This window comes from Roseateles sp., from assembly GCF_044373315.1.
Taxonomy (GTDB): Bacteria; Pseudomonadota; Gammaproteobacteria; order Burkholderiales; family Burkholderiaceae_C; genus JACDQM01.
The window spans coordinates 1-25,438 of record NZ_JBILQK010000026.1 but is presented as its reverse complement, the minus strand read 5'-3'; the positions used below and the strand labels follow the sequence as shown (position 1 = coordinate 25,438).

The 25,438-nt window shown below is 66.9% G+C and carries 21 protein-coding genes; 8 read left to right on the top strand and 13 right to left on the bottom strand.

The annotated features are described in order from the left end of the window. Positions 1-38 precede the first annotated feature (38 nt). Positions 39-2,357 carry a VanZ family protein gene (locus ACIQ67_RS08435; RefSeq protein WP_397533920.1) on the bottom strand — a complete coding sequence of 773 codons (2,319 nt, stop codon included), beginning with the start codon at positions 2,355-2,357 and terminating at the stop codon, positions 39-41. 146 nt (positions 2,358-2,503) lie between these two features. Here ACIQ67_RS08435 and ACIQ67_RS08430 point away from each other — a divergent pair, with 146 nt between their 5' ends. Beyond that, positions 2,504-4,063 carry an alkaline phosphatase D family protein gene (locus ACIQ67_RS08430; RefSeq protein ID WP_397533919.1) on the top strand — a complete coding sequence of 520 codons (1,560 nt, stop codon included), beginning with the start codon at positions 2,504-2,506 and terminating at the stop codon, positions 4,061-4,063. 31 nt (positions 4,064-4,094) lie between these two features. Here the strand turns inward: ACIQ67_RS08430 and ACIQ67_RS08425 are convergent, their stop codons facing one another. Then, positions 4,095-5,141 (bottom strand): hypothetical protein, encoded by a 1,047-nt coding sequence (locus ACIQ67_RS08425; protein WP_397533918.1) that lies wholly within the window; start codon positions 5,139-5,141, stop codon positions 4,095-4,097. A 205-nt stretch (positions 5,142-5,346) separates the two neighbouring features. Here ACIQ67_RS08425 and ACIQ67_RS08420 point away from each other — a divergent pair, with 205 nt between their 5' ends. Together ACIQ67_RS08420 and ACIQ67_RS08415 are read left to right on the top strand one after the other, a co-directional pair. Continuing rightward, on the top strand, positions 5,347-6,333 hold the full coding sequence (locus ACIQ67_RS08420; protein WP_397533917.1) for an AEC family transporter: 987 nt from the start codon (positions 5,347-5,349) through the stop codon (positions 6,331-6,333). Between the two features lie 66 nt (positions 6,334-6,399). Further along, the gene (locus tag ACIQ67_RS08415; RefSeq protein ID WP_397533916.1) at positions 6,400-8,814 is read left to right on the top strand and encodes a prolyl oligopeptidase family serine peptidase; all 2,415 of its coding nucleotides are present in this window, start codon (positions 6,400-6,402) and stop codon (positions 8,812-8,814) included. 11 nt (positions 8,815-8,825) lie between these two features. Here the strand turns inward: ACIQ67_RS08415 and ACIQ67_RS08410 are convergent, their stop codons facing one another. Genes ACIQ67_RS08410 through ACIQ67_RS08395 form a run of 4 tightly spaced genes read right to left on the bottom strand, consistent with a single transcriptional unit; the run spans position 8,826 to position 13,353 of the window. Further along, positions 8,826-11,354, bottom strand: coding sequence for a PAS domain-containing protein (locus ACIQ67_RS08410; protein WP_397533915.1), 2,529 nt, complete (start codon positions 11,352-11,354; stop codon positions 8,826-8,828). Between the two features lie 9 nt (positions 11,355-11,363). After that, a complete protein-coding gene (locus tag ACIQ67_RS08405; RefSeq protein ID WP_397533914.1) occupies positions 11,364-12,176 on the bottom strand; it encodes an ABC transporter substrate-binding protein in 813 nt (270 codons plus the stop codon). Positions 12,177-12,202: 26 nt separating this feature from the next. Next, positions 12,203-12,943, bottom strand: coding sequence for an HD-GYP domain-containing protein (locus ACIQ67_RS08400; protein WP_397533913.1), 741 nt, complete (start codon positions 12,941-12,943; stop codon positions 12,203-12,205). Between the two features lie 35 nt (positions 12,944-12,978). Further along, positions 12,979-13,353 carry a response regulator transcription factor gene (locus ACIQ67_RS08395; RefSeq protein ID WP_397533912.1) on the bottom strand — a complete coding sequence of 125 codons (375 nt, stop codon included), beginning with the start codon at positions 13,351-13,353 and terminating at the stop codon, positions 12,979-12,981. A gap of 102 nt (positions 13,354-13,455) precedes the next feature. Here ACIQ67_RS08395 and ACIQ67_RS08390 point away from each other — a divergent pair, with 102 nt between their 5' ends. Further along, the gene (locus ACIQ67_RS08390) at positions 13,456-14,103 is read left to right on the top strand and encodes an excisionase family DNA-binding protein (RefSeq protein ID WP_397533911.1); all 648 of its coding nucleotides are present in this window, start codon (positions 13,456-13,458) and stop codon (positions 14,101-14,103) included. Continuing rightward, entirely contained in the window at positions 14,100-14,807 is a 708-nt protein-coding gene (locus ACIQ67_RS08385; protein ID WP_397533910.1) for a response regulator, read from the top strand. Before ACIQ67_RS08390 ends, ACIQ67_RS08385 begins: the two co-directional genes overlap by 4 nt. Positions 14,808-14,975: 168 nt before the next feature. Here the strand turns inward: ACIQ67_RS08385 and priA are convergent, their stop codons facing one another. From priA to ACIQ67_RS08370, 3 genes are all read right to left on the bottom strand, one after another. Continuing rightward, the gene (gene priA / locus ACIQ67_RS08380; protein WP_397533909.1) at positions 14,976-17,177 is read right to left on the bottom strand and encodes a primosomal protein N'; all 2,202 of its coding nucleotides are present in this window, start codon (positions 17,175-17,177) and stop codon (positions 14,976-14,978) included. 320 nt (positions 17,178-17,497) lie between these two features. Continuing rightward, positions 17,498-18,589 (bottom strand): uroporphyrinogen decarboxylase, encoded by a 1,092-nt coding sequence (gene hemE, locus ACIQ67_RS08375; RefSeq protein ID WP_397533908.1) that lies wholly within the window; start codon positions 18,587-18,589, stop codon positions 17,498-17,500. 26 nt (positions 18,590-18,615) lie between these two features. Then, on the bottom strand, positions 18,616-19,836 hold the full coding sequence (locus tag ACIQ67_RS08370) for an MFS transporter (RefSeq protein WP_397533907.1): 1,221 nt from the start codon (positions 19,834-19,836) through the stop codon (positions 18,616-18,618). Positions 19,837-19,997: 161 nt separating this feature from the next. On the opposite strand from ACIQ67_RS08370, the gene ACIQ67_RS08365 reads away from it, so the two are divergent. Genes ACIQ67_RS08365 through ACIQ67_RS08355 form a run of 3 tightly spaced genes read left to right on the top strand, consistent with a single transcriptional unit; the run spans position 19,998 to position 22,043 of the window. Beyond that, the gene (locus ACIQ67_RS08365) at positions 19,998-20,627 is read left to right on the top strand and encodes a LemA family protein (RefSeq protein WP_397533906.1); all 630 of its coding nucleotides are present in this window, start codon (positions 19,998-20,000) and stop codon (positions 20,625-20,627) included. Positions 20,628-20,640: 13 nt separating this feature from the next. Further along, positions 20,641-21,534: a TPM domain-containing protein gene (locus tag ACIQ67_RS08360; RefSeq protein WP_397533905.1), complete on the top strand. Its 894-nt coding sequence runs from the start codon at positions 20,641-20,643 to the stop codon at positions 21,532-21,534. Further along, positions 21,534-22,043, top strand: a complete 510-nt coding sequence (locus tag ACIQ67_RS08355) for a TPM domain-containing protein (protein ID WP_397533904.1) — start codon at positions 21,534-21,536, stop codon at positions 22,041-22,043. Before ACIQ67_RS08360 ends, ACIQ67_RS08355 begins: the two co-directional genes overlap by 1 nt. A gap of 24 nt (positions 22,044-22,067) precedes the next feature. On the opposite strand, the gene ppk2 is transcribed toward ACIQ67_RS08355, so the two are convergent. The 4 genes from ppk2 to atpD all read right to left on the bottom strand — a co-directional run. Beyond that, positions 22,068-22,916: a polyphosphate kinase 2 gene (gene ppk2 / locus ACIQ67_RS08350; protein ID WP_397533903.1), complete on the bottom strand. Its 849-nt coding sequence runs from the start codon at positions 22,914-22,916 to the stop codon at positions 22,068-22,070. Between the two features lie 41 nt (positions 22,917-22,957). Beyond that, a complete protein-coding gene (locus ACIQ67_RS08345) occupies positions 22,958-23,830 on the bottom strand; it encodes a D-hexose-6-phosphate mutarotase (protein ID WP_397533902.1) in 873 nt (290 codons plus the stop codon). Between the two features lie 118 nt (positions 23,831-23,948). Continuing rightward, positions 23,949-24,362, bottom strand: a complete 414-nt coding sequence (locus ACIQ67_RS08340; RefSeq protein ID WP_397533901.1) for a F0F1 ATP synthase subunit epsilon — start codon at positions 24,360-24,362, stop codon at positions 23,949-23,951. Positions 24,363-24,490: 128 nt separating this feature from the next. Further along, positions 24,491-25,438, bottom strand: a 948-nt coding sequence (atpD, locus tag ACIQ67_RS08335) for a F0F1 ATP synthase subunit beta (protein WP_397533900.1), incomplete at its 5' end; no start/stop codon positions are given.

The window sequence follows — 25,438 nt, the reverse complement described above, 5'->3', positions numbered from 1 at the left end:
CCGCGCAGGATAGCAAAGCCGCTGCATCCGCTTGTGTGCTAAGCCGCCACCCCGCTGGCCGCCAGGCGCTGCCGCTGCGACCCGGACAAACGCCAGGCCAGCAGCTGGAGCGCGACCAGCACACTGACCACCGCGCTGAAGGCGAGGCCATAGCGCAACCATAGATCAGCCCCCGTCGCATAGTGCTCACGATCCGTGCTGAGCAGGAACTGCCAGGCGGAGAAGACCTTGCCGTACTTGACGATGACTTGCTCACACCCCATCCAGAACAGGGCAGTGGCCGCTGGTGCAGCAGCGACCGCCAGCGCGAGCAGTCGCGCGCGCTGCCGCGGCAGCCGCACCGCGCCGGCCAGGCTGCTGGCACACAGCGCCATGCAAAACAGGGCCAGGGCCAGCATCGTCGAGGTGCCGAAGCTGCCGCCATCTGCCATCAGCTCCACCAGATTGTCTGTGGCCGCCGCATCCACCACGACATAGTGCAGCGGCCAGGCCAGCAACAGGCTGAGGAACAGCCAGTAGAGCAGTTGTTCGAAGCGACTCAGCCCGCCCATCACGCGTACCAGCAAGAGCGCGCCCAGCACCTGCAGCATGACGGCGGAATGCAACGCGACATAGCGGCCCCACAACTCGAGCGCGGCAGAACCGCCGAGAACGGGCGCACCCAGGATGTCATGCAGGCTGTCCAGCGGAACCGCTGCCCAGAGCAGGACAAAGCACAACGTGCCATGCAGCGCCAGCACAAGCGGCAAGCCGAGCAGCCAGCGCTGCTGTCTGGGCTGGAGCAGCCACTGCGGCAGCGCCACCATCAAGGCGATGCAAGTCCCCAGCGACAGCGCCGAGGCAACACCCATCAGGCCGTCCGGAAGCAACTCGCGCAGGTTGTAGGGCAGCCGCGATAACTGCAGCCCGAGGAACAAGAACAGCGCCACGGCGAGGGCCACGCCCGCCAGTTGTGCGACCGACAACATGCCATCCGAGGCCGATTCAGCAGCCTGGCTTCGACGCGTCGGCGACAGCTGCGCGGCCTGCGCCGGGGGCTGCGCGGGTCGTCCGCTGCTGGCAGCGGCGCCTGCTGCCACCCACTGAGTCAGGCGCCAGCCCAGCCAGGCGCCCAGCAGATTGAGCGCCGCATCCGTGAGGTCGGCCACCTTGCCTGGCATGCCCAGCTGAACCGTCTCGATCAGCAGCGCGACGCCCAAAGGCAGCCACCACAGCAAGCGCCAGCCCCGATGCGGCAGAGCCAGGCGCAGCAAGACGCCGGCAGGGATGAAGAATCCGATTTTTCGCAGCACCTCGTTTGTCGCGCCAAACTCGCTGCGCATGTAGTAGGTGGTCAGCGGCGGGCGCGTCAGCATGTCCTGCAGGGCAGCCAGGGTCCAGCGCGAGGCGTCAAAGTCGAACGGAAACCAGAAGGTGAACAACACCATCGCCAGCCATGGGACCAGCCCCAGCTCGGCCAGCTTGCGTTGCTGCCCGAGGGGGAGAACCCGCCCGAGCTTGTGCATCCGGCCCGCAATCCAGGCTCCCACGAAAGCACCGCCTGCACTGAGAAGGATGTCCGTGCTGTCAGTCACCCGAGTAAAAACAAAGAGCTGCAGGAACTCGATCGCCGCGGCAACAGTCAGCGTGCGCATGCACACCTGCGCCAGGGTCAGGCCGCCAGCAAGGCCCCATAGCAAGCCCACCGGCACCCAGACCAGCACATCGGTCAGCAGCTCGTAGATGATCTCGGCGCCGCTGCCGTGCAGCCCTGTGAAGGGCAGAAGAATCAAGCGCCCTGCTGCCCATTTGCGATAGAGCTCGACCGGGCTCAGCGTGAGATCCAGAGGCAGGATGCTGAAGCCAAGCAAGACGAGCAGATAGGCCTGCAGCACGCGCTGGACCCGCGAGCTCGCAGAGAGCGCGTCGTTGAAGCGTTGCAGCCAGCCCATCAGCTGGGGCCCCAGCCCAACGAAGAGCAAGGCCCCGATCAAGCCCCCCAGCGCCTCGGCAAAGATGTCGTTCTGCGAAACCGTCCGGCCGGGAAAGTACAGCTGAGTGAATTCGATCGCCACGGCCAGCAGGACGCTCAATGGCCAGACCCAGAACATGTGCAGCAGGCGTCGCCCCAGGTGCGAGGGGTCGCGCATCTGCAGCCCGGCCAGGACCGTGAGCGGAATGAACAGCAGCAGGTTCGCAACCCAGTCGGCACGGGAGCCTATGCCGAGGTCGAGAAAGGGGATGCGCTGGAAGGCCTGTACGGCGTCGTCCCATGGGCGCCACTGGTAGTGCAGCGGCACCAGACTGCCGTAGACGACGAACAGCAGATACAGCGCCAGCAAGTAACGATGCCGGCGGATGAAAGGATCGTTGGGCATGGCAGGCGTGTGGGAAGTCGCCGCATTATGACTGCCGCCATCACCGCAAACCGCGCTGCGCCTGGGGCGGGCTGGCAGTCCGTCGACCACCAACGGCTCGGCTGCCCGAGCAACGCCGCGCCATCCCGGCTCGCTATGCTCCACGCATGCGCATCGCCTCACCACGAACAGCTCCCTGGACCCCCTCCCGCCGCGGCCTGCTGCAGACCGCCCTGGCCTCGGCCTGTGCCCCCGCGCTGGTGCGCCATGCCGGTGCCGACACCGGCGCGCCGCTGTTCACGCTGGGCGTTGCGTCGGGCTGCCCGCGCGCCGACAGCCTGGTGCTCTGGACCCGGCTGAGAGGCCCCGAGCTGGCGGACGCCGTCAGCGTGCAGTGGGAACTGGCCGAGGACGAGGGCTTCAAGACCATCGTGGCGCGCGGCGAGGAGCGCGCCGAAGCCGCCTGGGCGCACAGCGTGCACGCCGAGCCGGCCGGCTTGCGCCCGGCGCGCTGGTATTGGTATCGATTCAGCGCGCTGGGCCAACGCAGCGCGGTCGGCCGCACCCGCACCGCGCCCGCCGCCGACGCCAAGAACACGGCTGCGCTGCGCTTCGTGATCGCCTCCTGCCAGCGTTTCGACCATGGCCGCTGGGCAGCCTGGGGCGAGGTGGCAGCGCAGGAGACCGATCTGGTGCTGTTCCTGGGCGACTACATCTACGAATACGCCACCCCGGCCAACAGCAGCGCGCAACGCCGCCATGAGGGCGGGCTGTGCCGCACACTGGCCGACTACCGCCAGCGTTACGCGCAGTACAAGAGCGACCCGCTGCTGCAGGCCGCGCATGCCAGCGCACCCTGGGTCTGCACCTGGGACGATCATGAGGTCGAGAACGACTATGCCGGCGACCAATCGCAGAACCTGGAAGCCGATTTCGCGCGCCGCCGTGCCGCGGCCGCGCAGGCCTACTGGGAGCACCTGCCCTTCCCCAAGTCGGCGCGCCCGCGCCAGGCAGAAATGCGGGTGCACGCCGCCTATGACTGGGGCTCGCTGGCGCGCCTGATCACGCTGGACAACCGCCAGTGGCGCGATCCGCAGGTCTGCCCCAAGCCAGGCAGGGGCGGCTCCAACACCGTGCTGCTGAAGGACTGTGCCGAGCTGCTCGACCCGCGCCGCGGCCTGCTGGGCGCAACCCAGGAGCAGTGGCTGGCGCAGAACTGGGATGCTGAACGTCCCTGGAACCTGCTGGCGCAGCAGACGCTGATGTCGCGCATGAACTGGCAGCCGCCCGCGCAAGGCCCCGGCCTGTACTGGACCGACGGCTGGGACGGCTATCCGCTGGCGCGCCAGCGCCTGCTGCGCGACATGGCCGCGCGCCGGGTGCGCAACACGGTGGTGCTGGGCGGCGATGTGCATGCCAACTATGTGGCCGACCTGAAGGCCGACTACGACGACGACAAGGCGCCGGTGCTGGCCACCGAGTTCTGCGGCACCTCGATCAGCAGCCACGGCCTGGCGCAGGCGCGCATCGACGCGGTCCGCCCGCACAACCCACAGATCCGCCACGGCCGCAGCGATGAGCGCGGCTATATGCGTTTCGTGTTGAGCGCTGAGCGCCTCGAAGCCGAGATTCGCGCGGTGGAGCAGCCCTGGTCTGCTGACAGCCGCCTGCGTGCACAGGCGAAATTCGTCGTGGAGGCCGGCCAGCCGGGCGCGAAGCCCGCGTGACAGCCAAGGCGCACGCGGGCCGTGCAGGCGTTCAGCGAATCAGACGCTGCAAGGCTTGCCCCACCCGACGCAACAGGCCGGCCTGAACCGGCGGCTGGTCGGCACTGCCATCGAAGGCCGGCACGAACAGACGCTCGACCACCGCGGCGTCGTTGGCGGCGACATGGGCGGCAAGGGTCGGCATCGGCGTCAGGCGCAGGGCCGAGTGGCTCTCACCGGCCAGCCACGCGCGCAAGTCCTCAGCCAGTTCGCGCACCGAGGGATAGCGCAAGACGGTGGTCGGTGCCACCGCCTTGTGCAGCACCGCCTCCAGGCTGACGCGTTCGGCCGCCGTCAGGCCGGCTGTGCTGGTGATGGACTGCAGCAGCGCGCCGTCCTGCTGCCGCAGCGGCCGGCCGTTGGCCAGCCAGCAGCACAACATGCCTGCGGCGTAAGCCTCACTGCCCAGACTGGGCAAGGCACCGGCCTGCAACTCAGGACTCCTGAAAGGCTGGACGGCCGTGCCATAGGGCTGGGGCATACCACGCGGTTCATCGGCCAGATCGGCCAGCCCGAGGTTCATCAAGCGCAGTTGAAGCCCAGGCGCCAGCCACAGCAAGCCCGGATCGAGTTCGCGCAGCACCAGGCCATGCTCACGCAAGGACTGCAGAGCATCGCAGAGCTGCAGCGCCAGCTGCAGGCGCTGACGCAGCGGCAACTCGGCGCAGGCGCTCATCAGCGGCGAGCCCATGGGGCCAGGCAGAACGATGTAGGGGAGGCCGTTCGCGGTTACACCGCTGTCCAAGGCATTGACGAACAGCGCGTCGGCCTGGCCCGCTGCGACACCGGCCTGCTCCGCCAGGCGCAGCAACACTGGCATGGCTTCGGCCGGCCGCTGATAGACCAGCACCGCTGCGGTCTGCGCTGCCAGGCTGTGATCGACGCTGTACCAGCGGCCTGACTCGCAAGGCTGCAGCGCGGCATTGATGCGCCACACCCCCAAGGCCTCCCCAGAGCGCAGCAAGGCCGCCGCCGACGCTGCGGCGTCGACACTGGCGGGTGCGGGGAAGAGGGCTGAAAAGCGTGCGGCGGCTGACATGGCTGAGCGTGACCGGCGGCTCAAATGCCAACCGGCTGCAGCGCAGATATTAGGGGTAGACCCGCATCAGCGGGACGGCTTTGTCCCCCCTCTATATGGGGGCAGGCGCGGATTCGCTCACGCCGTCTGCCAAATTGTGCGCACAGCGCCTGTGCCGCCAAGCATTCAGCCGCAATTCAAGCAGCGCTTGCGATACTCGCGCCCCATGCAGGCAATCCTGGCGGTCACGCTGCCATTCTTCGCGCTGGTGCTGTGCGGCTATCTGGCCGCCCGGCGCGGGCTGCTGGCCGAAAGCGCCATCCCGGGGCTGAACGGCTTCGTGCTTTTCTTCGCCCTGCCCTGCATGCTGTTTCGCTTCGGCATGAACACGCCGGTGCTGGAACTGCTGAACCCGGCGGTGCTGAGCGTGTACGTCAGCGCGGCGCTGCTGATCGTGTTCTTCACCATCGCGATGACCCTGTCGGCGCGTGTGCAGCTCAAGGATGCCGCCTTCGGCGCACTTGTGGCGGCTTTCCCCAACACCGGCTTCATGGGCGTGCCGCTGCTGGTGGCCCTGCTCGGCCCGGCTGCCGCCGGGCCGGTGATCACCACCGTGCTGGCGGACCTCTTCATCACCAGCTCGCTGTGCATCGCGCTGGCACGCGCGCACGACGCGCTGCAGAGCGACGCCAATGCCGGCGCGCGCGCCGCGCGCCAGGCGGCGATGCAGGCCTTGCGCGGCGCGCTGTCCAACCCGCTGCCCTGGTCGATCGCCCTGGGTGCGCTGGCCTCGGCCTTGCAGCTGCGCCTGCCCGGTCCGGTCGACAGCGTCGTCAAGATGCTGGCCGACGCGGCCACGCCGGTGGCGCTGTTCACCATCGGCGCCGTGCTGTGGCGCGCCGGCCAACATGCGCACACGCGCACGCCGGTGGCCCTCTTCCTGCCGGTGGCGCTGATCAAGCTGTTTGTTCACCCGCTCCTGGTGTTTGCGCTGGGCGCGGCCGCCCATGCGATGGGCTCGGGCCTGAGCCCCTTCCAGTTGCTGGTGCTGACACTGGCCGCCGCGCTGCCCAGCGCCAGCAATGTTTCGCTGCTGGCCGAGCGCTACGGCGCCGACAATGGCCGCGTGGCGCGCATCATCCTGGCCTCGACCAGCCTGGCCTTCGTCAGCTTCACCGGCCTGGCCTGGCTGCTGGGCGCCAAGCCCGCATGAAGCGGCCGGCGATGCGCTATCGTTGCCGCCCCTGAGCGAAGCTTTGCGAGCCCGACGCGCATGCGCTTGAAACGAGTCCTGATCTCTATCGCAGTCTGCCTCACGCCCCTGTGGGGTCAGGCCTACCAGCAGCCGTCGGCGGCGGTCCGCGAAGCACTGGATGCACCGGCGCTGCCGCGCCTGCTGCCCTCGCCCGACAAGCAGCAGCTCGCACTGCTGGAGCTGCGCCGTTTCAACAGCATCGAGGAACTGGCCCGGCCGACGCTGCGTCTGGCCGGCCTGCGCTTCGACGCGGCCAGCACCACGCCCAGCCCGCTGCAAACACTGCAGCGCCTGCGGCTGCGCAGCCTGCTGAATCCGGAAACTGCGGAGCGCAGCGTCGAGCTGCCCGCCGGTGGCGGTTTCCACAGCTTCGCCTGGTCGCCGGATGGGCAGCGCTTCCTGCTGGAACGTCGCACCGAGCAGGCCAACGAGCTGTGGGTCGGCGACACCGGCAGTGGGCGCCTGCGTCAGATCCAGGGGCTGCGCCTCAACTCGGTGTTCAGCCAGGGCGAACCCGCGTGGCTGAATCCCCGCGAGCTGGTGGTGCTGGCCGTGCCGGACCGCCGCGGCAACACGCCCCGCACAAGGCCGCAGCCGGTCATCCAGGAAAGCATCGGCCGCCCGTCGCCGGAGCGCACCTACCCAGACCTGCTGCGAAATCCCGAAGACGAGGCGCAGTTCGAATTCCTCGCGCGCTCGCAGCTGGCTCTGGTCGACCTGCCCAGCGCCAGTGCCCGGCCGCTGGGCGAGCCGGCGCTGTTCGCCAGCGTCAGCAGCGTCGGCGAGGGCCAGTACCTGCTGACCGAACGCCTGGTGCGCCCGTTCAGCTACCAGCTGACCTGGGACGACTTCCCGCAGATCGTCGAGGTTCGCCAGCGCAGCGGCAGGGTGCTGCGCGAAGTCGCGCGCGTGCCGATGCGCCAGGGCGTGGCGATCGACGGCGTGCTGCCAGGCCCAAGGATCTTTTACGCCTCGCCGACGCGCGACGCGGCGATCTACTGGGTCGAAGCACTGGACGGTGGCAACCCGGCCGCGCGCGTGCCCTTCCGTGACCGCGTGATGCGCCTGGACCCGCCCTTCACCGGGCAGGCGCGCGAGGTGCAGCGCATGCCGCACCGCTTCACGCGGCTGCGCTTTCTGGATGACGGCCAGCACGCCATCCTGACCGAGACCGACCGCGTGCGCGCCTGGACGCGCAGCTATCTGCTGCCGCTGTCAGGCGGCCAGAGCAAGCCGCTGTTCGAGCATTCGCTGCGCGAGCGCTACCGCCACCCCGGCAATCCGCTGATGCGCACCCTGGCCAATGGCCACAAGGTGATCCAGAGCACGCGCGAGGGTGACATCTTCCTGATCGGCCAGGGCGCCAGCGCGCGCGGTGAGAGGCCCTTCCTGGACCGGCTGTCGATGGCTGAGCTTTCGACCACAAGGCTGTTCCAGTCCGAGGAACGCAGCTACGAGATGCCGCTGACCTTGCTGGACGAAGGCCGCTTGCTGACCCAGCGCGAAACCGCCACCGAGCCCCCCAACCTCGTGCTGCGCGACGGCGCGCAGACCCAGATGCTGACCGAGCTGCGCGACCCCAGCCCGCAGCTGCGGCGCATCCGCCGCGAGCTGGTGAGCTTCAAGCGCGCCGATGGCGTCGATCTGTCGTTCTGGATGTACCTGCCGCCGGACTACCGCGAAGGCGAGAAGCGCCCGGCACTGGTGTGGGCCTACCCGCTGGAGTTCAACGATGCAACCGTGGCCAGCCAGCTGGGCGGTTCACCCAACCGCTTTGTCACGCTGCCTGGCATCAGCCCGCAGCTGCTGGCGCTGGACGGCTTCGTGGTGCTCAACGATGCCACCATGCCGGTGGTCGGCGACGCGCGCAACGTCAACGACGGCTTCATTGAGCAGATCACGATGAACGCTCGCGCCATCATCGACAAGGCCGAGGCACTGGGCACGGTGGACACCAAGCGCATGGCGATCGGCGGCCACAGCTACGGCGCCTTCATGGCGGCGAATCTGCTGGCCCACACCGATCTGTTCAAGGCCGGCATTGCACGCAGCGGCGCGTACAACCGCACGCTGACACCCTTCGGTTTCCAGAGCGAGCGGCGTTCGCTGTGGGACGCCCGCGAAACCTATCTGAAGCTTTCGCCACTGCTCTACGCCAATGAAATCAAGGAACCCTTGCTGCTGATCCACGGCGAGTCGGACAGCAACTCAGGCACCTTCCCGCTGCAGAGCGAGCGCCTGTTCCAGGCCTTGACTGGCCTGGGCGGCAAGGTGCGCTACGTGCTGCTGCCCTTCGAGGCGCATGGCTACACCGCGCGCGAATCGGTCGGCCACACGCAGTGGGAGATGAGCCACTGGCTGAAACTGCACCTGGGCGACCCGCGCTCGACAGGCGCTGCCGCAGCGGCGCCCACACGCGCCCCCCTGAAGCAGGACTGAGGCTCGGCGCCTCAAGGCTCGACGCTATGAATGGTGGTCTTGGCGAACTCGGCCGACAAGGTCTCGCCAAAGCTGCAGGACGGCAGCACGATATCGAAACGGGCGCCCCCATCGGCCCGGTTGCTTGCACTGATGCGACCACCGTGGATCTCGACGATCTTGCGGCAGATCGCCAGGCCCAGCCCCGTTCCGCCCGAGCCATCCTTGGTCTTGCTGGACTGGACAAAGGCTTCGAAGATGGATTCAAGCTCAGCAGCAGGGATGCCAGGGCCGCGGTCTGAAACGGCCAGCTGGACCTCGCGCTGCGCGGTGGTGTCGCCCGCGATCTCGACCACCGAGCCTTCGGCGGAAAACTTGATGGCGTTGGCAATGACGTTGCGAAGCACCTGCTGCAGCCGCAGGGGGTCGACACGCGCATGCAGCGGCTCCGCGGGCATTCGTGCCTGCAGCTGCAGCTGACGCCGGGCTGCCAGCGGCTGCAACTCGCGCAGCACTGATCGCACCAGGCTGCGCAGATCGCAGCGCTCCAGGTCGAGCGTGCCGACCGTGCTCTCGATCTTGGACACGTCCAGCAGGTCATTCACCAAGGCCAGCATCCGCTGACCGGCCACATGGATGTCGCCGAACATCTCGGCCAGCCGCGGCGCCTGCTGCGCGCGCGCCTGGCCCAGCTCGGAGAAGCCTAGGATGGACTGCAGCGGCGTGCGCAGCTCGTGGCTGATGTTGGCGATGAACTCGGACTTGGCCCTTGAGGCGTCTTCCGCTGCATCACGCGCCTCGCGCGTGGCACGCTCGGCTTCGCGGAACTCACTGACGTCGATCAGTGTGTTGAGCGTCCCCGTGATCTGCCCGAGCTCGTCACGCAACATCAGCTTGTTGATGACCACGTCGCGCTGCGAGCCGTCGCGGTGCCGCCAGATGGCCTCGTACCGCAGCGATGCTCCGCCGGCGAGCAGTCGCTCGTGCTGACGGTCATGCTCCTCGCGCTCAGGGCTGCTCATGAAGCTGCCCATGCGGGTGCCAATGACGGTATCGCGAGCCCGCCCGGTGAACGCTTCCCAGGCCCGGTTGACCGTCACGTAGCGCCCTTCCGCATCGAAGAGCGAGATCGGGTACGGACTGACATCCAGCAGAAGCGCGGTGAAGGCGAGTTCCTGAGTGAGTCGCCGCTGGGCTTCATAGCGTTCAGTGACATCGACAGCGCTACCCGCATAGCCGACGAGGCGGCCGCGCGCATGCAGGGGCACGACACAGACCTGCAGTCGATGGCGCCGCCCATCGGCCGCCTTCAGCGTGACCTCGACCGTCCGCAAGCCATCGTCCACATCGCGTTCGAACAGCGCGGCCACCCGGTGACGACAGATCGGCTCGACCAGATCCTGAAGGCTCCGCCCGAGAGCACGCTCGGCAGGCTCCGGGCTCAAGGCGGCCCATCGTGCATTCACGAAAGTGAGCATGCCCTGGCTATCGGTGCGAAAGATCAGCTCCTGCACGCTCTTCATCAGCACGCTGAGCTCTCGCTCACGTAAGGCGACAGACTCGTGGGCTTCATCCAGCGCGGCCCGCGCACGTTCGCGCGCGCAGATGCTGCGGTAGACGATGGCCGTACCGACGCTGATCACCAGCACAGCGAAAGCGGCCATCAGCACTCGCCAGGCCGCAAGCTCGCGCCATGGGGCCAGCACCGCATCCTCGCTCTGCTCGACGACCACAGTCATCGGCCGGCCGCGCAAGGTGCGATAGGCCACGATCTGGCGCTCCTCTTGCAAGCCCGCGCCGACGTAGGCACCGTACTCACGCGCCGGCAGCCAGTCCTTGAAGACTGGATGCGCCGTGATCGAGGCCCCAGGCACCAGGTCCAGCGGCGCGGTGGCGCTGTAGACCTGCCCCGTGTAGCTGGCGAGCACACCCACGCCGGAAATCTCTTCCAGTGCGCGCTGCTGGTAGTTGGCGAACACATCCGGATTCAGAACGGCCAGCAGCGTCATGGGGCGCCCGTCAGGCGCCACAAGCGGTCGCTGCATCAGGATCATGCCAACGCCAGGGGCCGCCTGAGCGCCGGCCACAGTCAGGTCGCGCAGCCCCCGGCCGGGCAGAACACCGACAAGCTGGACGCCGCCCCTGTCGGCGCTGGTGCGCAGGCGCGACCGATCCAGCATCAGGCCTTCGGCCGCCGAGTCGCTCGCCGCCTGGACACGCCCCTGCGAGTCCAGCAGCGCGACGCTGCGCACATGGTTCACACCCAGCAGCGCACTGGCAAACACCGGCGAAAGCGCGCTCAAGGTGGTCTTGTCGGCGCGCGTTACGGTCTCGCCCAAGGCCGTCAGCAGCAGCGCCCCCGCATCGAGGCCCCGACCGGCATGATCAGCCAGCACACGGGCCATCAACTCGCCACGGTCCGTCGCCTGATCCAGCGCCGCCTCGCGCTCGGAGCGCACCACGGCAGCCAGCGCCATCAGCACCACCAGCGATATGACTAAGCCGACGGTGATGGCCAGTCGCTTGAGCAGCGGCAGTGTTGACGGGGCAGTTTCGGCCATGCTGCGCTTTCAGCGGACGATGATGTCCTCGAGGCCATGGCGCTTGGCCGCGGCGCGCAGGCGCCCGTCTGCCTTGATGCGAGTGACGAAGGCATCCATCTGCGCCAGCCACTCCGCATCACCCTGCCGGACCGCGTAGGCATAAGGCAGCACATGGAAAGGCTTGGGCGGCGAGATCAGGCGTGCCCAATCCGCGTTGTCGAGCAGGCGGCGGCTGTACGGATAGTCGGTCATGAAGACGTCGACGCGGCCTGACTCCAGCTCGCCCTCGCGCGTCTGCGGCGGTCGAACGACCTGGATCTGCGCGCGCTGCAGCGCTGCCTTCATCACCGGCTCCATGAAGGTGCCGGCCTGCACCGCCACAACAACCCCGGGCTTGTCGATGTCCGCCCACTCCCGCACCACGCGGCTGCTGCGTGAGGTCACGCCGTAGATGTCGCTCTGCATATAGGGTTGCGTGAAGGCCATCAGTTCCTTGCGCGCAGGCAGCACGCCGATGGCGAACATCGCCACATCGCAGCGCCCTCCACGCAGGTGCTCGGCGAGTTGCGGGAAGCTCGAATCCACGTACTCGAGCTTGAGCTTGAGATCGCGCGCCAGCTCGGCCGACAAATCGATATCGATACCGTTGAGTTGCTGCGTGTGCGCATGCCGATGGGTGATGCCGTAATAGTCTGGCCAGATGCAGACGCGCAGCACACCACTCGCCTGTTGACGCTTGAGCACCGAGCCATCGGCAGGCTGCGCGCTGGAGGTGCCAGCGGGCAGGGACAGCAGCATCGCCGCGGCGAGCGCCAGCAAGGGTACGGGCAGGTTCTTCATGATCACTCCGTTCTGCGTCACGCTGTTCAATCGCCGAGGGCAAGAGACTCGAAGCTCGGTGGGCAGCGATTGATCGCGTCCCGCACGGCCACCAGACTGGCTGAATTCGCAAGAAAGCAGTCAACGATCTCCGGATCAAAGGCGCGGCCTCGTTGCTCGCCCAGCATCGCCAAGGCGACGTCATCGGCCAGAGCCGGGCGATAGCAGCGATTCATGGTCAAAGCATCGAAGAAGTCGACCACTGCGACGATGCGCCCGCTACGCGGAATGGCAGCCCCGACCAGACTATTCGGGTAGCCGCTGCCGTCCCAGCGTTCGTGATGTGTCAGCGCCACCTCGGCGGCCAGCTGGAACAGAGGAATGCGGGACTGGCCCAGGATCCTGGACCCAATGAGCGGATGCTGGTTCATCTCGATGCGCTCTGCCGGCTCATAGGCACCCGGCTTCTTCAGCACCCGGTCCGAAACGCCGATCTTGCCGATGTCATGCATCGGCGCAGCGCGGCGCAGCATCCGTGCAAACGCTGCCGCCTCACCCAGGTGAAGGGCCAGGGCTTCGGCCAGAAAGCCGATGCGGGTGATGTGAGTGCCCGTGTCGTCGTCCCGCAGGTCGGCCGCCAGAGACAGGCGCAACAGGGCCTCGTGATGCGCTCGCGCAACCTCTCGCAATGCCTCGTTACGCTCCTGGTACATGCGACCGAAGTCGCCCACCAGACGTTCCATCTGAGCCTGTGCCGCCGCATCGAAGGCGCGGCCGCTGGGCAACATCGGGTCGCCAAGCTCATCTGGCTGGGCCGCCGGTATCACTCTCGACTCCATAGCGCAGCAATACTGTCAATCAACTGCAGCGGGCTGAACGGCTTCACCAGGTACGCGTCAGCGCCGGCACCTAGCCCCGCCTCACGGTCAAGCGCCCGACCGCGAGCGCTCAACAGCATCACCCGCGGCGGGGTGCTGTTGTTGCCACCGCGCTTGAGGCGCCGGCAGGCCTCCAGGCCGTCGTACTCGCCCGGCATCATCACGTCGAGCAGGACAAGATCGGGTTGCCAGTCGCCCGCCGCCCGAACAGCCTCGGGTGCATCTGACGCCTCGTGAACGTCATAGTCCTCGAACTCCAATGTCATCCGTACCAACTTGCGGATGTCGGCATGATCATCGACGAGAAGAATTTTCTTCATAGCCTGCCAAATTGATATCAACGATGAAACATTGTCGTTTCTATCGCATTTTCTTGGGCGTGGCCACGCGCGCAGGCCCCGAAATTTCGGCAAAAATACGCTATGGCTAGCAAAAACTTGAGCCCCGCAGATCCGGACGCCGACTTCAGCACGATGGAAGTCGCACGTCTGCTGGGTATGGCAGTGCGGTCCGTCCAACTGATGGTTGATCGCGGCGAGTTGTCGGCCTGGAAGACCCCGGGAGGACATCGGCGAATCTCGCGCGAGTCGGTGGACGGCTGGCTGGCACGGCGCACTGGCGCGAAGGCAGCCGGCGCGGCCGACAGGACAACGGCCGCTATGCCGATGCCAGCATCCGGCAAACCGCGGGTGCTGCTGATCGAGGACTCGGTCCACTACCAGAATCTGCTGTCGCTGATGGTGGCGCAGCAGTTCCCTCAGGTGGAGTTGCACACCGCGCACGACGGCATCGTCGGACTGGCCATGTACGGTCAGTTGCAACCCCAGGTGCTGATCGTCGACATCCTGCTGCCCGGCATCGATGGCGCCACGCTGATCACTAGCCTGCGCTCACAACCTCAATTTGCCAACAGCCGGCTGATCGTCGTCACGTCACTGGACCACACGCAGCTCGCGCCCTATGCGTTCGCGCTTTCAGGGGTGCCGGTGGTGCACAAGCCACGGCTGGTGGCCGAGTTGCCGCTGCTGCTGCAGCAGGCTCTGGCTGACACCCGCCAGGCTGCTGTGTGACCCATCCACGCGTCCTGCTAGTCGAGGATGACCCCTCGCTGCAGCGCTTTGTGGAAATGGCCCTGGAGTTGATGCCGCTTGAGCTGCATTGCCGCGACACCGTTGCAGGCGCCATCGAGATGCTGCAGCAGGCGCCCGTCGATTTGCTGATCACCGACCTCCTGCTGCCCGACGGCTCCGGTCGCGATCTTCTAGCGCGATTGCATGCCGAACCCGCACTGCGCGGCCAGGCCCGGGTCATGGTCTTCAGTGCAGGCTTGGATGACGCAATCAGCGCCGAGCTTGTCAAAGCTGGCGCCTGGCGCACACTGGCCAAACCCTGCTCGCTTGATGATCTTGAGCGCTGTGTCGGTGAAGGACTGGACACGGCCGCTGCCGATCCGCCAGCGGCCGCAGCCCCCGAAGCGGTCGATCCGCTGCAGCAACACTTTGCCGGCAATGCCGCGCTGTATCAAGCCTTCCGCGCCAGTTGCCTGCAACAGTTCGCCCATGACATCGAGGCGGGCGAAGCCGCTTGCCGCGCGCGGGATGGCCAAGCCATGCGCCGTCTGGCCCACAGCCTCAAGAGTGTGCTGCTGACCTTGGGCCATGTGGCCGAGTCGATGGATGCGGCAGCGCTGGAGCTTGCGGCCGAAGCCGCGGACTGGCCACAGGCCCTGCCGCTGTGGCAGTCGCTGCGGCAAGGTCTGGCCGCGCTGCGCTGAGCCGCAGCAGCAGCGCTCGAGACCTAATTCCCGGCCGGCGACAGCCCGCCTCACGCTAACTTGCGCGCTCTGCGCACAAGCCAGCGCAGGGTGCTTTCGCTTTCTATCGGTTTGCGTCGGTCGCGAGTGCGTCATACCTGCAGATTCGATGCCAACACTGCGTCCAGCTCAGATCGCCAGCGGATCGACATCCACCGCCCAGCGCAGCAGCCCCTTGTGCTCGCGCTTGAGTGCATGCAGCTCGGGCATCCAATGCCACAACAGACGCTGCAAGGCAGCACGACTGGCAGCTTCCACCAGCATCTGCATGCGCTCGACATTGGCCACGCGCGCCACACTCATCGGCACCGGCGGGTAGATCAGCAGCTGCTGCGCCTCGGGCCGGCCCTGCGCCCAATGCGCTGCCGCCGCCAGAAAGGCCTGCGCCGCCTCGGCCGTGCGCGCCTCTGCGCGTAGCAGAGCCAGGTGCGAGAAAGGCGGCAGGCCGGCACTCTCGCGCTCCTCCAGCTGGCTCTTGGCAAAGGCCTCGAAGTCGTGCCGCGCCAGCGCCTTGTAGAGCGCATGCTGCGGGTGCCAGGTCTGCACCCACATCTCGCTGCGGGCGGCCTGCTCCGCGTCTCTGCCGGCCCGACCGGCGGCCTGCATCAGCAGAGAGAAGAGCCGCTCAGGTGCACGGAAGTCACTGCTGAACAAGGCACCATCGGGGTTCACCGCCGCCACCAGCGTGATGCGGCGGAAGTCGTGGCCCTTGGTGATCATCTGCGTGCCGACCAGGATGTCCACCTCGCCCGCATGGACGGCGCCCAGCTGTGCTTCCAGCGCACCCTTGTGCTTGGTTGAGTCGGCGTCGATGCGCGCAACGCGGGCGCCGGGCAGTGCCGCGGCCAACTGCTCTTCCAGCCGCTCGGTGCCGCGGCCCAGCGGCGCTATATCCTGGTTGCCGCAGTCCGGGCAGGCGGCGGGCACGCGCTCGGTGAAGCCGCAGTGGTGGCAACGCAGCGTACGGTCGCCCTTGTGGAAGACGCGGTAGGCGCTGCAGTGCGGGCATTCGCTTTTCCAGCCGCACTCGGTGCAATGCAGCACCGGCGCATAGCCGCGTCGGTTCAGAAACACCAGGCTCTGCTCGCCACGCTCCAGCCGCACGCGCAGCGCCTCGATCAGCGGTGCCGCCAGCGCGGTGGTGACGCCCTTGTTCCGCGGCAGCGTGTTCATGTCGAAGATGCGCACGCGCGGCAAGGCGCCGCCGCCGATACGCTCGGGCATTCTCAGAAGCTGATAGCGACTCCGCAAGGCCTTCGCCGGGCCGCTCCCAGGAAGGCCTTCGCCCCCCTTGGGGGCCGGCTGCGGTATTTGCGCTGCCGGGAGGCTCACAGCTTGAGCGTGCTGCCAGCTCTCCAGCGAGGGTGTGGCCGAGCCCAGGATCACCGGCACCTTCTCCAGCCGGGCGCGGTAGACCGCCAGATCCCGCGCCGAGTAGCGCGCACCGTCCTGCTGCTTGTACGAAGGATCGTGCTCCTCGTCGACGACGATCAGCCCCAGCCGTGGCATCGACGCAAACACTGCCAGCCGCGTGCCCAGCACCAGCTCGGCGCGGCCCAGGTGTGCGGCCAGCCAGTGCTGCAGGCGCTGCGCCGGTGTCAGGCCGCTGTGCAGCGAGACGATGCGATGGCCCGCAAAACGCTCGGCAAATCGCGCCTCCAGCTGCGGCGTCAGATTGATCTCCGGCACCAGCACCAGCACCTGGCGGCCGGCCGCCAGCGCGTGCTCGGCAGCGCGCAGATAGACCTCGGTCTTGCCGCTACCGGTGACGCCGTACAGCAGCAGCGGCGGCGGTGCTGACGTCGGCTCGCCCGGCGCCAACAGCCCGTCCAACTGCGCCAGGGCCTCGGCCTGTGCCGGGCTGAGCTCGGGACGCAGTGCCGTCGCAGCGCCAGGATCGGGTCTCGCCTGCTCGACCGCCGCCGTCCACTTGTCGAGCTTCTTCAGGCGCGCCTGCAGTTTCTTGCCATCCAGCTCGCGCAGTTGCGGCGGCAGCACCGACAGCGCCACCTCGCCCACACTGCGCTGGTAGTACGCCGCGCTGAAGTCCAGCAGCGCGCGCCAGTTGGGCGACAGCGGTGGCAAGGCATCCAGCGCGGCGCCGATGTTCCGCAACTGGCTGGCATCGAGCGACTCATCCGCCGGCTCACCATCGTCCCAGACGATGCCCGTCAGCTCGCGCCGGCCCAGCGGCACCGTGACCAAGGTGCCGGGTGTGAGCGCATGCTCACTGAGATAGTCCAGCGGGCCGGCCAGGCCACTGTGCGCAGGCGCATCCACGACGACGCGCAAACGCAGTTTCTGCCGCGAAGCGTCCAGCGGATCGCTCATCGCCACAAGCTCCGGGATTTTTGAACAACAGCGGCTAAGCACATGATTTCAAAACGCTTTCCCGAAACGATCGCCGCCTGTGGATAACTTTGTGGGAAAAACTTGCGTGGTCGGCCCTGAATCCTGAATGACAGCCAAGCCGCGGTTCGGCAACATTCTTCGGCCCACGACGCAGCGGCTATAGAAATCAAGCACTTAGCCCGCAAGCGGGAAAACCAGAGGCGGCATCACAGCACGGGCAGATCGACCTGGCATTCATCCCCATTTTGGGGATAAGTCCGGCGCGGCGTGAGGATTTCACGCCGCGCGCCCCCTCGGGTTCAGGTGCTTGCGCGCAGCTTGCGCGAATGGGCGTGCACCTCGTCGACCAGCGCCGAGACATGCTCGGGCGGAGTGAACTGGCTGATGCCATGGCCCAGGTTGAACACGTGGCCGCCCCAGCCGCCATCGCTGCGTTGCGGGCGGCCGAAGCTGTCCAGCACCGCCCTGACCTGCTCGCGCACCGCTTCAGGCGGTGCGAACAGCACATTGGGGTCGAGATTGCCCTGCAGCGCCACCTTGTCCTGCACCTGGGCACGGGCGCGCGCCAGATTGACGGTCCAGTCCAGACCCACCACATCGGCACCGGCACCGACGATCTCGTCCAGCCACAGGCCACCGCCCTTGGTGAACAGGATGCGCGGAATGCGCTGGCCTTCATGCTCGGTCTTCACCTGCGCCAACACCCGCCGCGAGTACTCCAGGCTGAAGCGCTGGAACATGCCGTCGGCCAGCACGCCGCCCCAGGAGTCGAACAGCATCACCGCCTGGGCACCGGCTTCGATCTGGGCATTCAGATACTGCGCCACGGCCTCGGCATTGACCTGCAGGATGCGATGCATCAGGTCGGGGCGCGCATACATCAGGCTCTTGACCTGGCGGTAGTCGTCCGAGCCACCGCCCTCGACCATATAGCAGGCCAGCGTCCAAGGGCTGCCGGAGAAGCCGATCAGCGGCACACGGCCGTTCAGCGCCTTGCGGATCGAGCTCACAGCGTCGAACACATAGCGCAGCTTGTTCATGTCGGGCACTTCGAGCGCGGCCACGGCGGCCTCGTCACGCACCACCTTGGCAAACTTCGGGCCCTCGCCGATCGCGAACGACAGGCCCAGGCCCATCGCATCGGGCACCGTCAGGATGTCGGAAAACAGGATCGCCGCGTCCAGCGCATAGCGCTCCAGCGGCTGCAGCGTCACCTCGGTGGCGTAGTCGGTGTTGGTGGCCAAGCCCATGAAGCTACCGGCCTTGGCGCGTGTCTCGCGGTACTCGGGCAAATAGCGGCCGGCCTGGCGCATCAGCCAGACCGGCGTGTAGTCGGTGGGTTGGCGCAGACAGGCGCGCAGAAAGGTGTCGTTTTGCAAGGGGGCGTTCATGCCCCGATTATCCGCTGTGCCAGCCCTCACCCCGCCGGGCGACGGGCACTGCGGAGCCTGGCAAAGGCCAAGGCCGTGATCAGCAGACCCAGCGAGCAACCCAGCATCAAGGGCGCCATGCCCAGCTGCCCGACCAGCCAGCCCGCCGCACTGACGCCCGCCGACTGCCCCAGAAAGAAGCTGGCCGCAAAGGCCGACACGGCTGCGCCGCGCCGCTCGGGCGCCATCTGCGTGGCGTTCAGTTGCAGCGTGTTGTGCATCATGTAGAAACCCAAGCCCAGCAGCAGACACAGGGGCAAGGCCCACCACCATGCCGGCGCCAGCGCCAGCACGGCGAAGGACAGGCTCATCAGCGCGCCACCCCAACGCACCAGACGCACCTCGCCCAGCCACCGCGACAGCGAGCCCGAAGCCACGGCGAAGGAAAAGCCGCCCGCGCCGAACAGCATCAGCACCCCACCGGCGGCCGACAGCGACAGCCCGAAGCGCTGGTGCAAATAGGAAGCCACAAAGACAAAGGCACCGTACAGGAACATGCCCTCAATGAAGACGACCAGCAGCACGACACGCGCCCACGGCAGGGCCAGCACATGGCTGAAGTCGTTCACCATGCTCTGCAGCGCAGAGCCCTGGCTGGGGCGCCGCAGCAAGGCGCGCGCGGGCAGGCGCCGGTTCATCGAGAACAAGGCCAGCGCCACCGCCAGGAACAAGCCCGCCAGAAGTGCATAAGGCAGGCGCCAGCTCAGGTGGTCCGCCGCGAACCCGCCCAGCGCCACGCCCACCACCAGGCCCAGGATCTGCCCGCTCAGAAAGCGTGCCAGCACCGGCTGGCGTTGGTCATAGGCCACCACATCGCCGATCCAGGCCATCGACAGGGGAATCACCGCCGCCGCCGCGATGCCCGCCAGCAGGCGGGCCAGCCGCAGCGCCTCGAAGCCCGGTGACAGCAAGCACAGCAGCGACGTCAGGGCGCTGCCGACGCAGGCCCAGGCGATGACGCGGTACTTGCCGAAGCGGTCGCCAGCCGGCCCGAAGCCCAACTGCGCCAGCCCATAGGCAATGGCGAAATAGCTCACAACCTGAGCGGCCTGGCCCAGCGAAATGCCGAAGTCTGCTGACAGGCTAGGCAGCAGCGCGTCATTGACGCGCATCGAAATACCGCTGCCAAATGCGGCGAGCGACAGGCACAGCAGCGCACCAGCGGGTAGCGCTGCCGAAGCAGGCTCTTCAGAGGTTTGTCCAGACATTGCAGCTGATTGTGGGGGCGATGGCCATGTGCGACTTGCGCCCTTGTTCGGGCCTCACCCCAAGGGGGGCCTTGGCGAGCGGCGGAGGCGGCTTGAGATGTGGCACAGTGCCGCCATCTCAGGCCCGTGTCCTGTTAGACGCGCAAGGAGTGCTACGAGTCATGAATACCGCCTTTTCCCGTCGCATCGTGCTCGGCGTTGTCGCCGCCCTGTCGCTGGCCCTGTCGGGCTGCGGCTATAACGAATTCCAGCGCATGGACGAGCAGGTCAATGCCAACTGGGCCGAGGTGCTGAGCCAGTACCAGCGGCGCGCTGACCTGATTCCCAACATCGTCAACACCGTCAAGGGCGAGGCGAGTTTCGAACAGGAGACGCTGACCAAGGTCGTGGAAGCACGCGCCAAGGCCACCAGCATCCAGGTCACGCCGGAGCTGGCCAACGACCCCGAGGCGCTGAAGAAGTGGCAGTCAGCCCAGGGCGAGCTGTCCAGCGCGCTGTCGCGCCTGCTGATGGTCACCGAGAACTATCCCAACCTGAAGGCCAACCAGGGCTTCCAGGATCTGCGGGTGCAGCTTGAAGGCACGGAGAACCGCATCACCGTGGCCCGCAACCGCTACATCAAGTCAGTGGCCGAGTACAACACCCACACCCGCAGCTTCCCGACCAATCTGACGGCCATGGTGTTTGGCTACCAGGTGAAGCCCAACTTCCAGGTCGAGAACGAGGCCGCCATCAAGGTTGCGCCGACGGTCAGCTTCGACAAGCCGGCTGCGCCCGCAGCTTCCAAGTAAGCACGCCGCCGATATGCGCCTGCTGCTGACGCTGTGCCTTTGCGTCTGGCAACTCCTCGTGCCGGCACAGGCGCAAGACGTGTTGCCGGTGCCGGTGCTGACGGCCCGCCTGATCGACCAGACCGGTACGCTGGATGCGCTGCAACGCTCCGCGCTGGAGGGCAAGCTGGAAGCCTTCGAGCGCGAGGCCGGGCCGCAGATCGTCATCCTGATGCTGCCGAGCACGTCGCCGGAAGACATCACCTCTTACGCGCAGCGTGTGGCCGACAGCTGGAAGATCGGCCGTCGCGAGGTGGGCGACGGACTGCTGATCGTGGTGGCCAAGAACGACCGCAAGGTGCGCATCGAGGTCGCCAAGGCGCTGGAAGGCGCCATCCCCGATCTCGCCGCGCGCCAGATCATCCAGAGCGCGATCTCACCGGCCTTCAAGGTCGGCGACTATGCCGGCGGACTGAACCAGGCGGTGGACCAGCTGCAGGCCCGCATCCGCGGCGAAGCGCTGCCGGCGCCCTCCAAACGCACGGAGCAGGCGCGCGATAGCGGATTCGACTTCGAGGAACTGGCCGGGCTGTTCTTCATCGGCGTGCCGGTGCTGGGCGCGATCCTGACCGGCATCTTCGGGCGCAAGCTCGGCAGCGTGGCCACCGGCGGCGCGGCGGGCGCGATCGGCTGGTTCTTCAGTGCCAGCGCCTTGATCGCCGGCCTGGCGGCTGTCGCAGCGCTGGTTCTGGTGGGCATCATGGGCGTCGGCGCGACCCGGCGCGGCAGCCGCATTGGCTCGGGCCGTCACAGCGACCCGGTGATCTGGGGCGGCAGCGGTGGCGGTGGCAGCTGGGGAGGTGGCGGCGGTTTCTCGTCCGGCGGTGGTGGCGATTTTGGAGGCGGTGGCGCCTCGGGAGACTGGTGATGATGCAGCGCTGGAAACGACTGCTCAAGCATCGCTGGACCGACGAGCGTGATCTGCAGCGCGCGCTGCCCGCGCCCGCGGTGCAGCGCCTCGAAACCCAGGTGCGGGCCAGCGAAACGCGCCATGCTGGCGAGATCTGCGTCTGCGTGGAGGCCGGCCTGCCGCTGTCCTATCTGTGGAAGCAACTGCGCGCGCGCGACCGTGCGGTGACGCTGTTCGGCAAGCTGCGCGTCTGGGATACCGAAGCCAACAGCGGCGTGCTGATCTATTTGTTGCTGGCCGAGCACTCGATCGAGATCGTTGCCGACCGCGGCTTGAATGCGCTGGTCAGCCCCGCGCAATGGCAGACCATCATCGAAGGTCTGCGCACCGCGCTGCGCGCTGGCGAGTTCGAACAAGGCTTGAGTCAAGCGGTGGCCGCAGTTGATGAAATGCTGCAGCAGCATTTCCCGCTGGCGGCTGGCGAGCTCAATCCCAACGAACTACCGGACGCGGTGATCCTGCTCTGAGGCGCGGTCCGGGCGGCTGGCTGTCTACAGGCTCGGGAGGGGCTTGAGCTTGCCGCTGAATTTTTCGAGCAGCGGCTTGTGCGCCAGCGCCGGAAACTTGATCCGCGCCTGTGGCACCCTGACGTCCGGCAGATGATCCAGCAGATGGCGGATCAGCGTAAGTCGCCCCCGACGCTGATCGTTGAAGTCGACCAGGGTCCAAGGCGCATGCCGGCTGTGCGTGGCCTTGAGCATGCGCTCGCGCGCCTCGCCATACTGCTTGTACAGACGCCGCGCATCCAGATCGATCGGCGAGAGCTTCCAGCGCTTGAGCGGATCGGCCAGACGCTCGGTGAAGCGTTCCTCCTGCTGCGCCTGATCCACCGTCAGCCAGTACTTGAACAGCAGGATGCCATCGTCCACCAGCAGCTTCTCGAAGACCGGCGCCTGCTTCAGAAAGCTCGCCGTCTGCTCAGGGCTGCAGAAACCCATCACCGCCTCGACGCCGGCGCGGTTGTACCAGCTGCGGTCGAACAGCGCGATCTCGCCCGCGCTCGGCAGATGCGCCACATAGCGCTGGAAGTACCACTGGCTGCGCTCAGGCTCGGTCGGCTTGCCCAGCGCGACGGTGCGGCATTGGCGCGGATTGAGCGTCTCCGACAAGGCCGAGATGACCCCGCCCTTGCCGGCGGTGTCGCGCCCCTCGATCAGCACCACCAGGCGCTGCCCGGTTTGCTGCAGCCATTGCGCTGCAGTGTTCAGCTCCAGCTGAAGGGGCGCCAGACGTTCCAGATACTCACTCTTGCTGAGCTTGCCCTTGCCGTTGCAACCCACGTTGCTATGGCTCTTGCTGCTCTTGCTGGTGTTACCGGTCTTGGGCGTCTTCATGGCCATGACTGCTCCTATGTGGATCAGTCAGCTTAGCCCAACACGGCTCAGGCCAGCGTCAGGCTCTGCATCGCGACCCAGGACTGCCCCGGCTCCAGCAGCAGCGGATGCTCGACTGCTGCCGCCTCGACGCACAGCATCTGGCGATAGCCGTCCGGCGGCATGTCGGCCAGCGCGGCGCACTTGGCGGCACCAGGATTCCACACCACAGCGTCTTCGAAGCCCTGCTGACGAATCAGCAGCTCGCGGGTCTTTCCGTCGTCGCCCTGCTCACGCAGGGTCAGGTCTTGCTTGAGCTGGTGATAGATGCGGTCCAGGTCCTCGGTGCCCGGGCTGCCGGGCAGCAGCAGGTCGCTGCGCTGCTGACGCTCGACCTGATCGACCGAGTCCCAATAGTGCAGGCCACCCAGGCCGAGCAGACTGGCGTCGGCCAGCGATTGCAGGCGCAAGTAACTGTGCAAGGCGGCGGTAAAGCTGAAGGCCTGTTCGCCCTTGTTCTCGCAGGCGAATTCGATCTCCAGGCTGCGGGCGCTCAGCCGCACGCTGAGCTCCGCGTCAAACGAATGGGGCCAGAGCAGGCGTGTTCCCGCATCGTCGGTCAGACGCAGCACGGCCAGCGCATCGTCCTCGCCCTGCTCGGCCATCACCAGCTGCCAGGGACGCGTACGCGCAAAGCCATGCTTGGGCAGCGGGCCGCGCTCGGCAAACTGCGGGAAGCAGATGGGGATGCCACCGCGCACGGCCTGACCGGAGGCGTAGGCGCTGTGGGGTGAGACGTAGAGCTGCTCGTCAGCGCCGGCTGGGACCCAGGACACGAGATGGGCGCCATGCAGCAACAGCGTGGCGCTGGCGCCATCGGGGGAGCGCAGTTCGAGGGCATCCATGCCCTGGTGGCGGGTGATTGCGATCGGTGTCGGCATAGCGGGCGGTGCGTTGAAAAGACAACGCCCGCCGGACTTGCGTCGGCGGGCGCCTGGAATGATACGCAAGGCAACCCGTCGGCTGCCATGCATCATCCTGATGCGTTGCTGCGGCTGATTACTTCTTGCGGAACTTGCGCAGCGCAGCGATCTGAGCAGCCATGGCCGCGAACTCGCCTTGCGCCTTGGCGAAGTCGATGTCGGTCTTGGCGTTCTTCATCGCTTCCTCGGCCAGTTTCTTGGCATCGGCCGCCTTGGCCTCGTCCAGATCCTTGCCGCGAATTGCAGTGTCGGCCAGCACGGTCACCGTGCCCGGCTGCACTTCGAGAATGCCGCCGGCGACGAAGACAAACTCTTCGCCACCGTCAGCGCGCTCAATGCGCACCGCGCCCGGCTTGATGCGGGTGATCAGCGGCGTGTGCTGCGGCAGGATGCCCAACTCACCGCCCTCACCCGGCAGCGCGACGAACTTGGCCTCGCCGGAGAAGATCTGCTCTTCGGCGGACACCACGTCAACACGAATGGTTGCCATCTCAATCTTCCTTTAGCGTGTAAGAAGGTTCAGTAAGCAAGTAGTCGGGTCTGAGGCTAGGCGCTGCTCGGAAGCGGGCTTCCTGCCCGCTGAGTACAGCAACGACGCCTCAGGCCCGAGTACGCCGCTTACTGCAGCTTCTTGGCCTTTTCGAAGGCTTCGTCGATGGTCCCGACCATGTAGAAGGCCTGCTCCGGCAGGTGGTCGCACTCGCCGCTCACGATCATCTTGAAGCCGCGAATGGTTTCCTTCAGCGGGACGTACTTGCCGGGCGAGCCGGTGAACACTTCCGCGACGTGGAAAGGCTGCGACAGGAAACGCTGGATCTTGCGGGCACGAGCCACGGCCAGCTTGTCTTCCGGCGACAGTTCGTCCATGCCCAGAATCGCGATGATGTCGCGCAGTTCCTTGTAGCGCTGCAACACCTGCTGCACGGAGCGCGTGGTGTTGTAGTGCTCTTCGCCAACCACGTTCGGGTCCACTTGACGCGAGGTCGAGTCCAGCGGGTCCACGGCGGGGTAGATACCCAGCGAAGCGATGTCACGCGACAACACGACGGTGGCGTCCAGGTGGGCGAAGGTCGTGGCAGGCGACGGGTCGGTCAAGTCGTCCGCAGGGACGTAAACGGCCTGGATCGAGGTGATCGAGCCAACCTTGGTCGACGTGATCCGCTCTTGCAGACGGCCCATTTCCTCAGCCAGCGTCGGCTGATAGCCCACGGCGGAAGGCATACGGCCCAGCAGCGCAGACACTTCGGTACCGGCCAGCGTGTAGCGGTAGATGTTGTCCACGAAGAACAGCACGTCACGGCCTTCGTCACGGAAGGATTCCGCGATGGTCAGACCGGTCAGGGCCACGCGCAGACGGTTGCCCGGAGGCTCGTTCATCTGGCCGTAGACCATGGCGACCTTGGAGTCTTCGAGCTTCTCGAGGTTCACGACGCCCGAATCAGCCATCTCGTGATAGAAGTCGTTGCCCTCACGGGTACGCTCGCCCACACCAGCGAACACCGACAGACCGCTGTGGGCCTTGGCGATGTTGTTGATGAGTTCCATCATGTTCACGGTCTTGCCCAC

Bases quoted from the DNA above. Each gene is read 5' to 3' on its own strand.
- ACIQ67_RS08420 (WP_397533917.1), top strand. From the start codon at position 5,347: ATGCAGGCAATCCTGGCGGTCACGCTGCCATTCTTCGCGCTGGTGCTG.
- ACIQ67_RS08430 (WP_397533919.1), top strand. From the start codon at position 2,504: ATGCGCATCGCCTCACCACGAACAGCTCCCTGGACCCCCTCCCGCCGC.
- ACIQ67_RS08425 (WP_397533918.1), bottom strand. From the start codon at position 5,141: ATGTCAGCCGCCGCACGCTTTTCAGCCCTCTTCCCCGCACCCGCCAGT.
- priA (WP_397533909.1), bottom strand. From the start codon at position 17,177: ATGAGCGATCCGCTGGACGCTTCGCGGCAGAAACTGCGTTTGCGCGTC.
- ACIQ67_RS08340 (WP_397533901.1), bottom strand. From the start codon at position 24,362: ATGGCAACCATTCGTGTTGACGTGGTGTCCGCCGAAGAGCAGATCTTC.
- ACIQ67_RS08370 (WP_397533907.1), bottom strand. From the start codon at position 19,836: ATGTCTGGACAAACCTCTGAAGAGCCTGCTTCGGCAGCGCTACCCGCT.
- ACIQ67_RS08395 (WP_397533912.1), bottom strand. From the start codon at position 13,353: ATGAAGAAAATTCTTCTCGTCGATGATCATGCCGACATCCGCAAGTTG.
- ACIQ67_RS08355 (WP_397533904.1), top strand. From the start codon at position 21,534: ATGATGCAGCGCTGGAAACGACTGCTCAAGCATCGCTGGACCGACGAG.
- ACIQ67_RS08345 (WP_397533902.1), bottom strand. From the start codon at position 23,830: ATGCCGACACCGATCGCAATCACCCGCCACCAGGGCATGGATGCCCTC.
- ppk2 (WP_397533903.1), bottom strand. From the start codon at position 22,916: ATGGCCATGAAGACGCCCAAGACCGGTAACACCAGCAAGAGCAGCAAG.
- ACIQ67_RS08405 (WP_397533914.1), bottom strand. From the start codon at position 12,176: ATGAAGAACCTGCCCGTACCCTTGCTGGCGCTCGCCGCGGCGATGCTG.
- ACIQ67_RS08360 (WP_397533905.1), top strand. From the start codon at position 20,641: ATGCGCCTGCTGCTGACGCTGTGCCTTTGCGTCTGGCAACTCCTCGTG.
- hemE (WP_397533908.1), bottom strand. From the start codon at position 18,589: ATGAACGCCCCCTTGCAAAACGACACCTTTCTGCGCGCCTGTCTGCGC.
- ACIQ67_RS08435 (WP_397533920.1), bottom strand. From the start codon at position 2,357: ATGCCCAACGATCCTTTCATCCGCCGGCATCGTTACTTGCTGGCGCTG.
- ACIQ67_RS08390 (WP_397533911.1), top strand. From the start codon at position 13,456: ATGGCTAGCAAAAACTTGAGCCCCGCAGATCCGGACGCCGACTTCAGC.
- ACIQ67_RS08400 (WP_397533913.1), bottom strand. From the start codon at position 12,943: ATGTTGCCCAGCGGCCGCGCCTTCGATGCGGCGGCACAGGCTCAGATG.
- ACIQ67_RS08365 (WP_397533906.1), top strand. From the start codon at position 19,998: ATGAATACCGCCTTTTCCCGTCGCATCGTGCTCGGCGTTGTCGCCGCC.
- ACIQ67_RS08410 (WP_397533915.1), bottom strand. From the start codon at position 11,354: ATGGCCGAAACTGCCCCGTCAACACTGCCGCTGCTCAAGCGACTGGCC.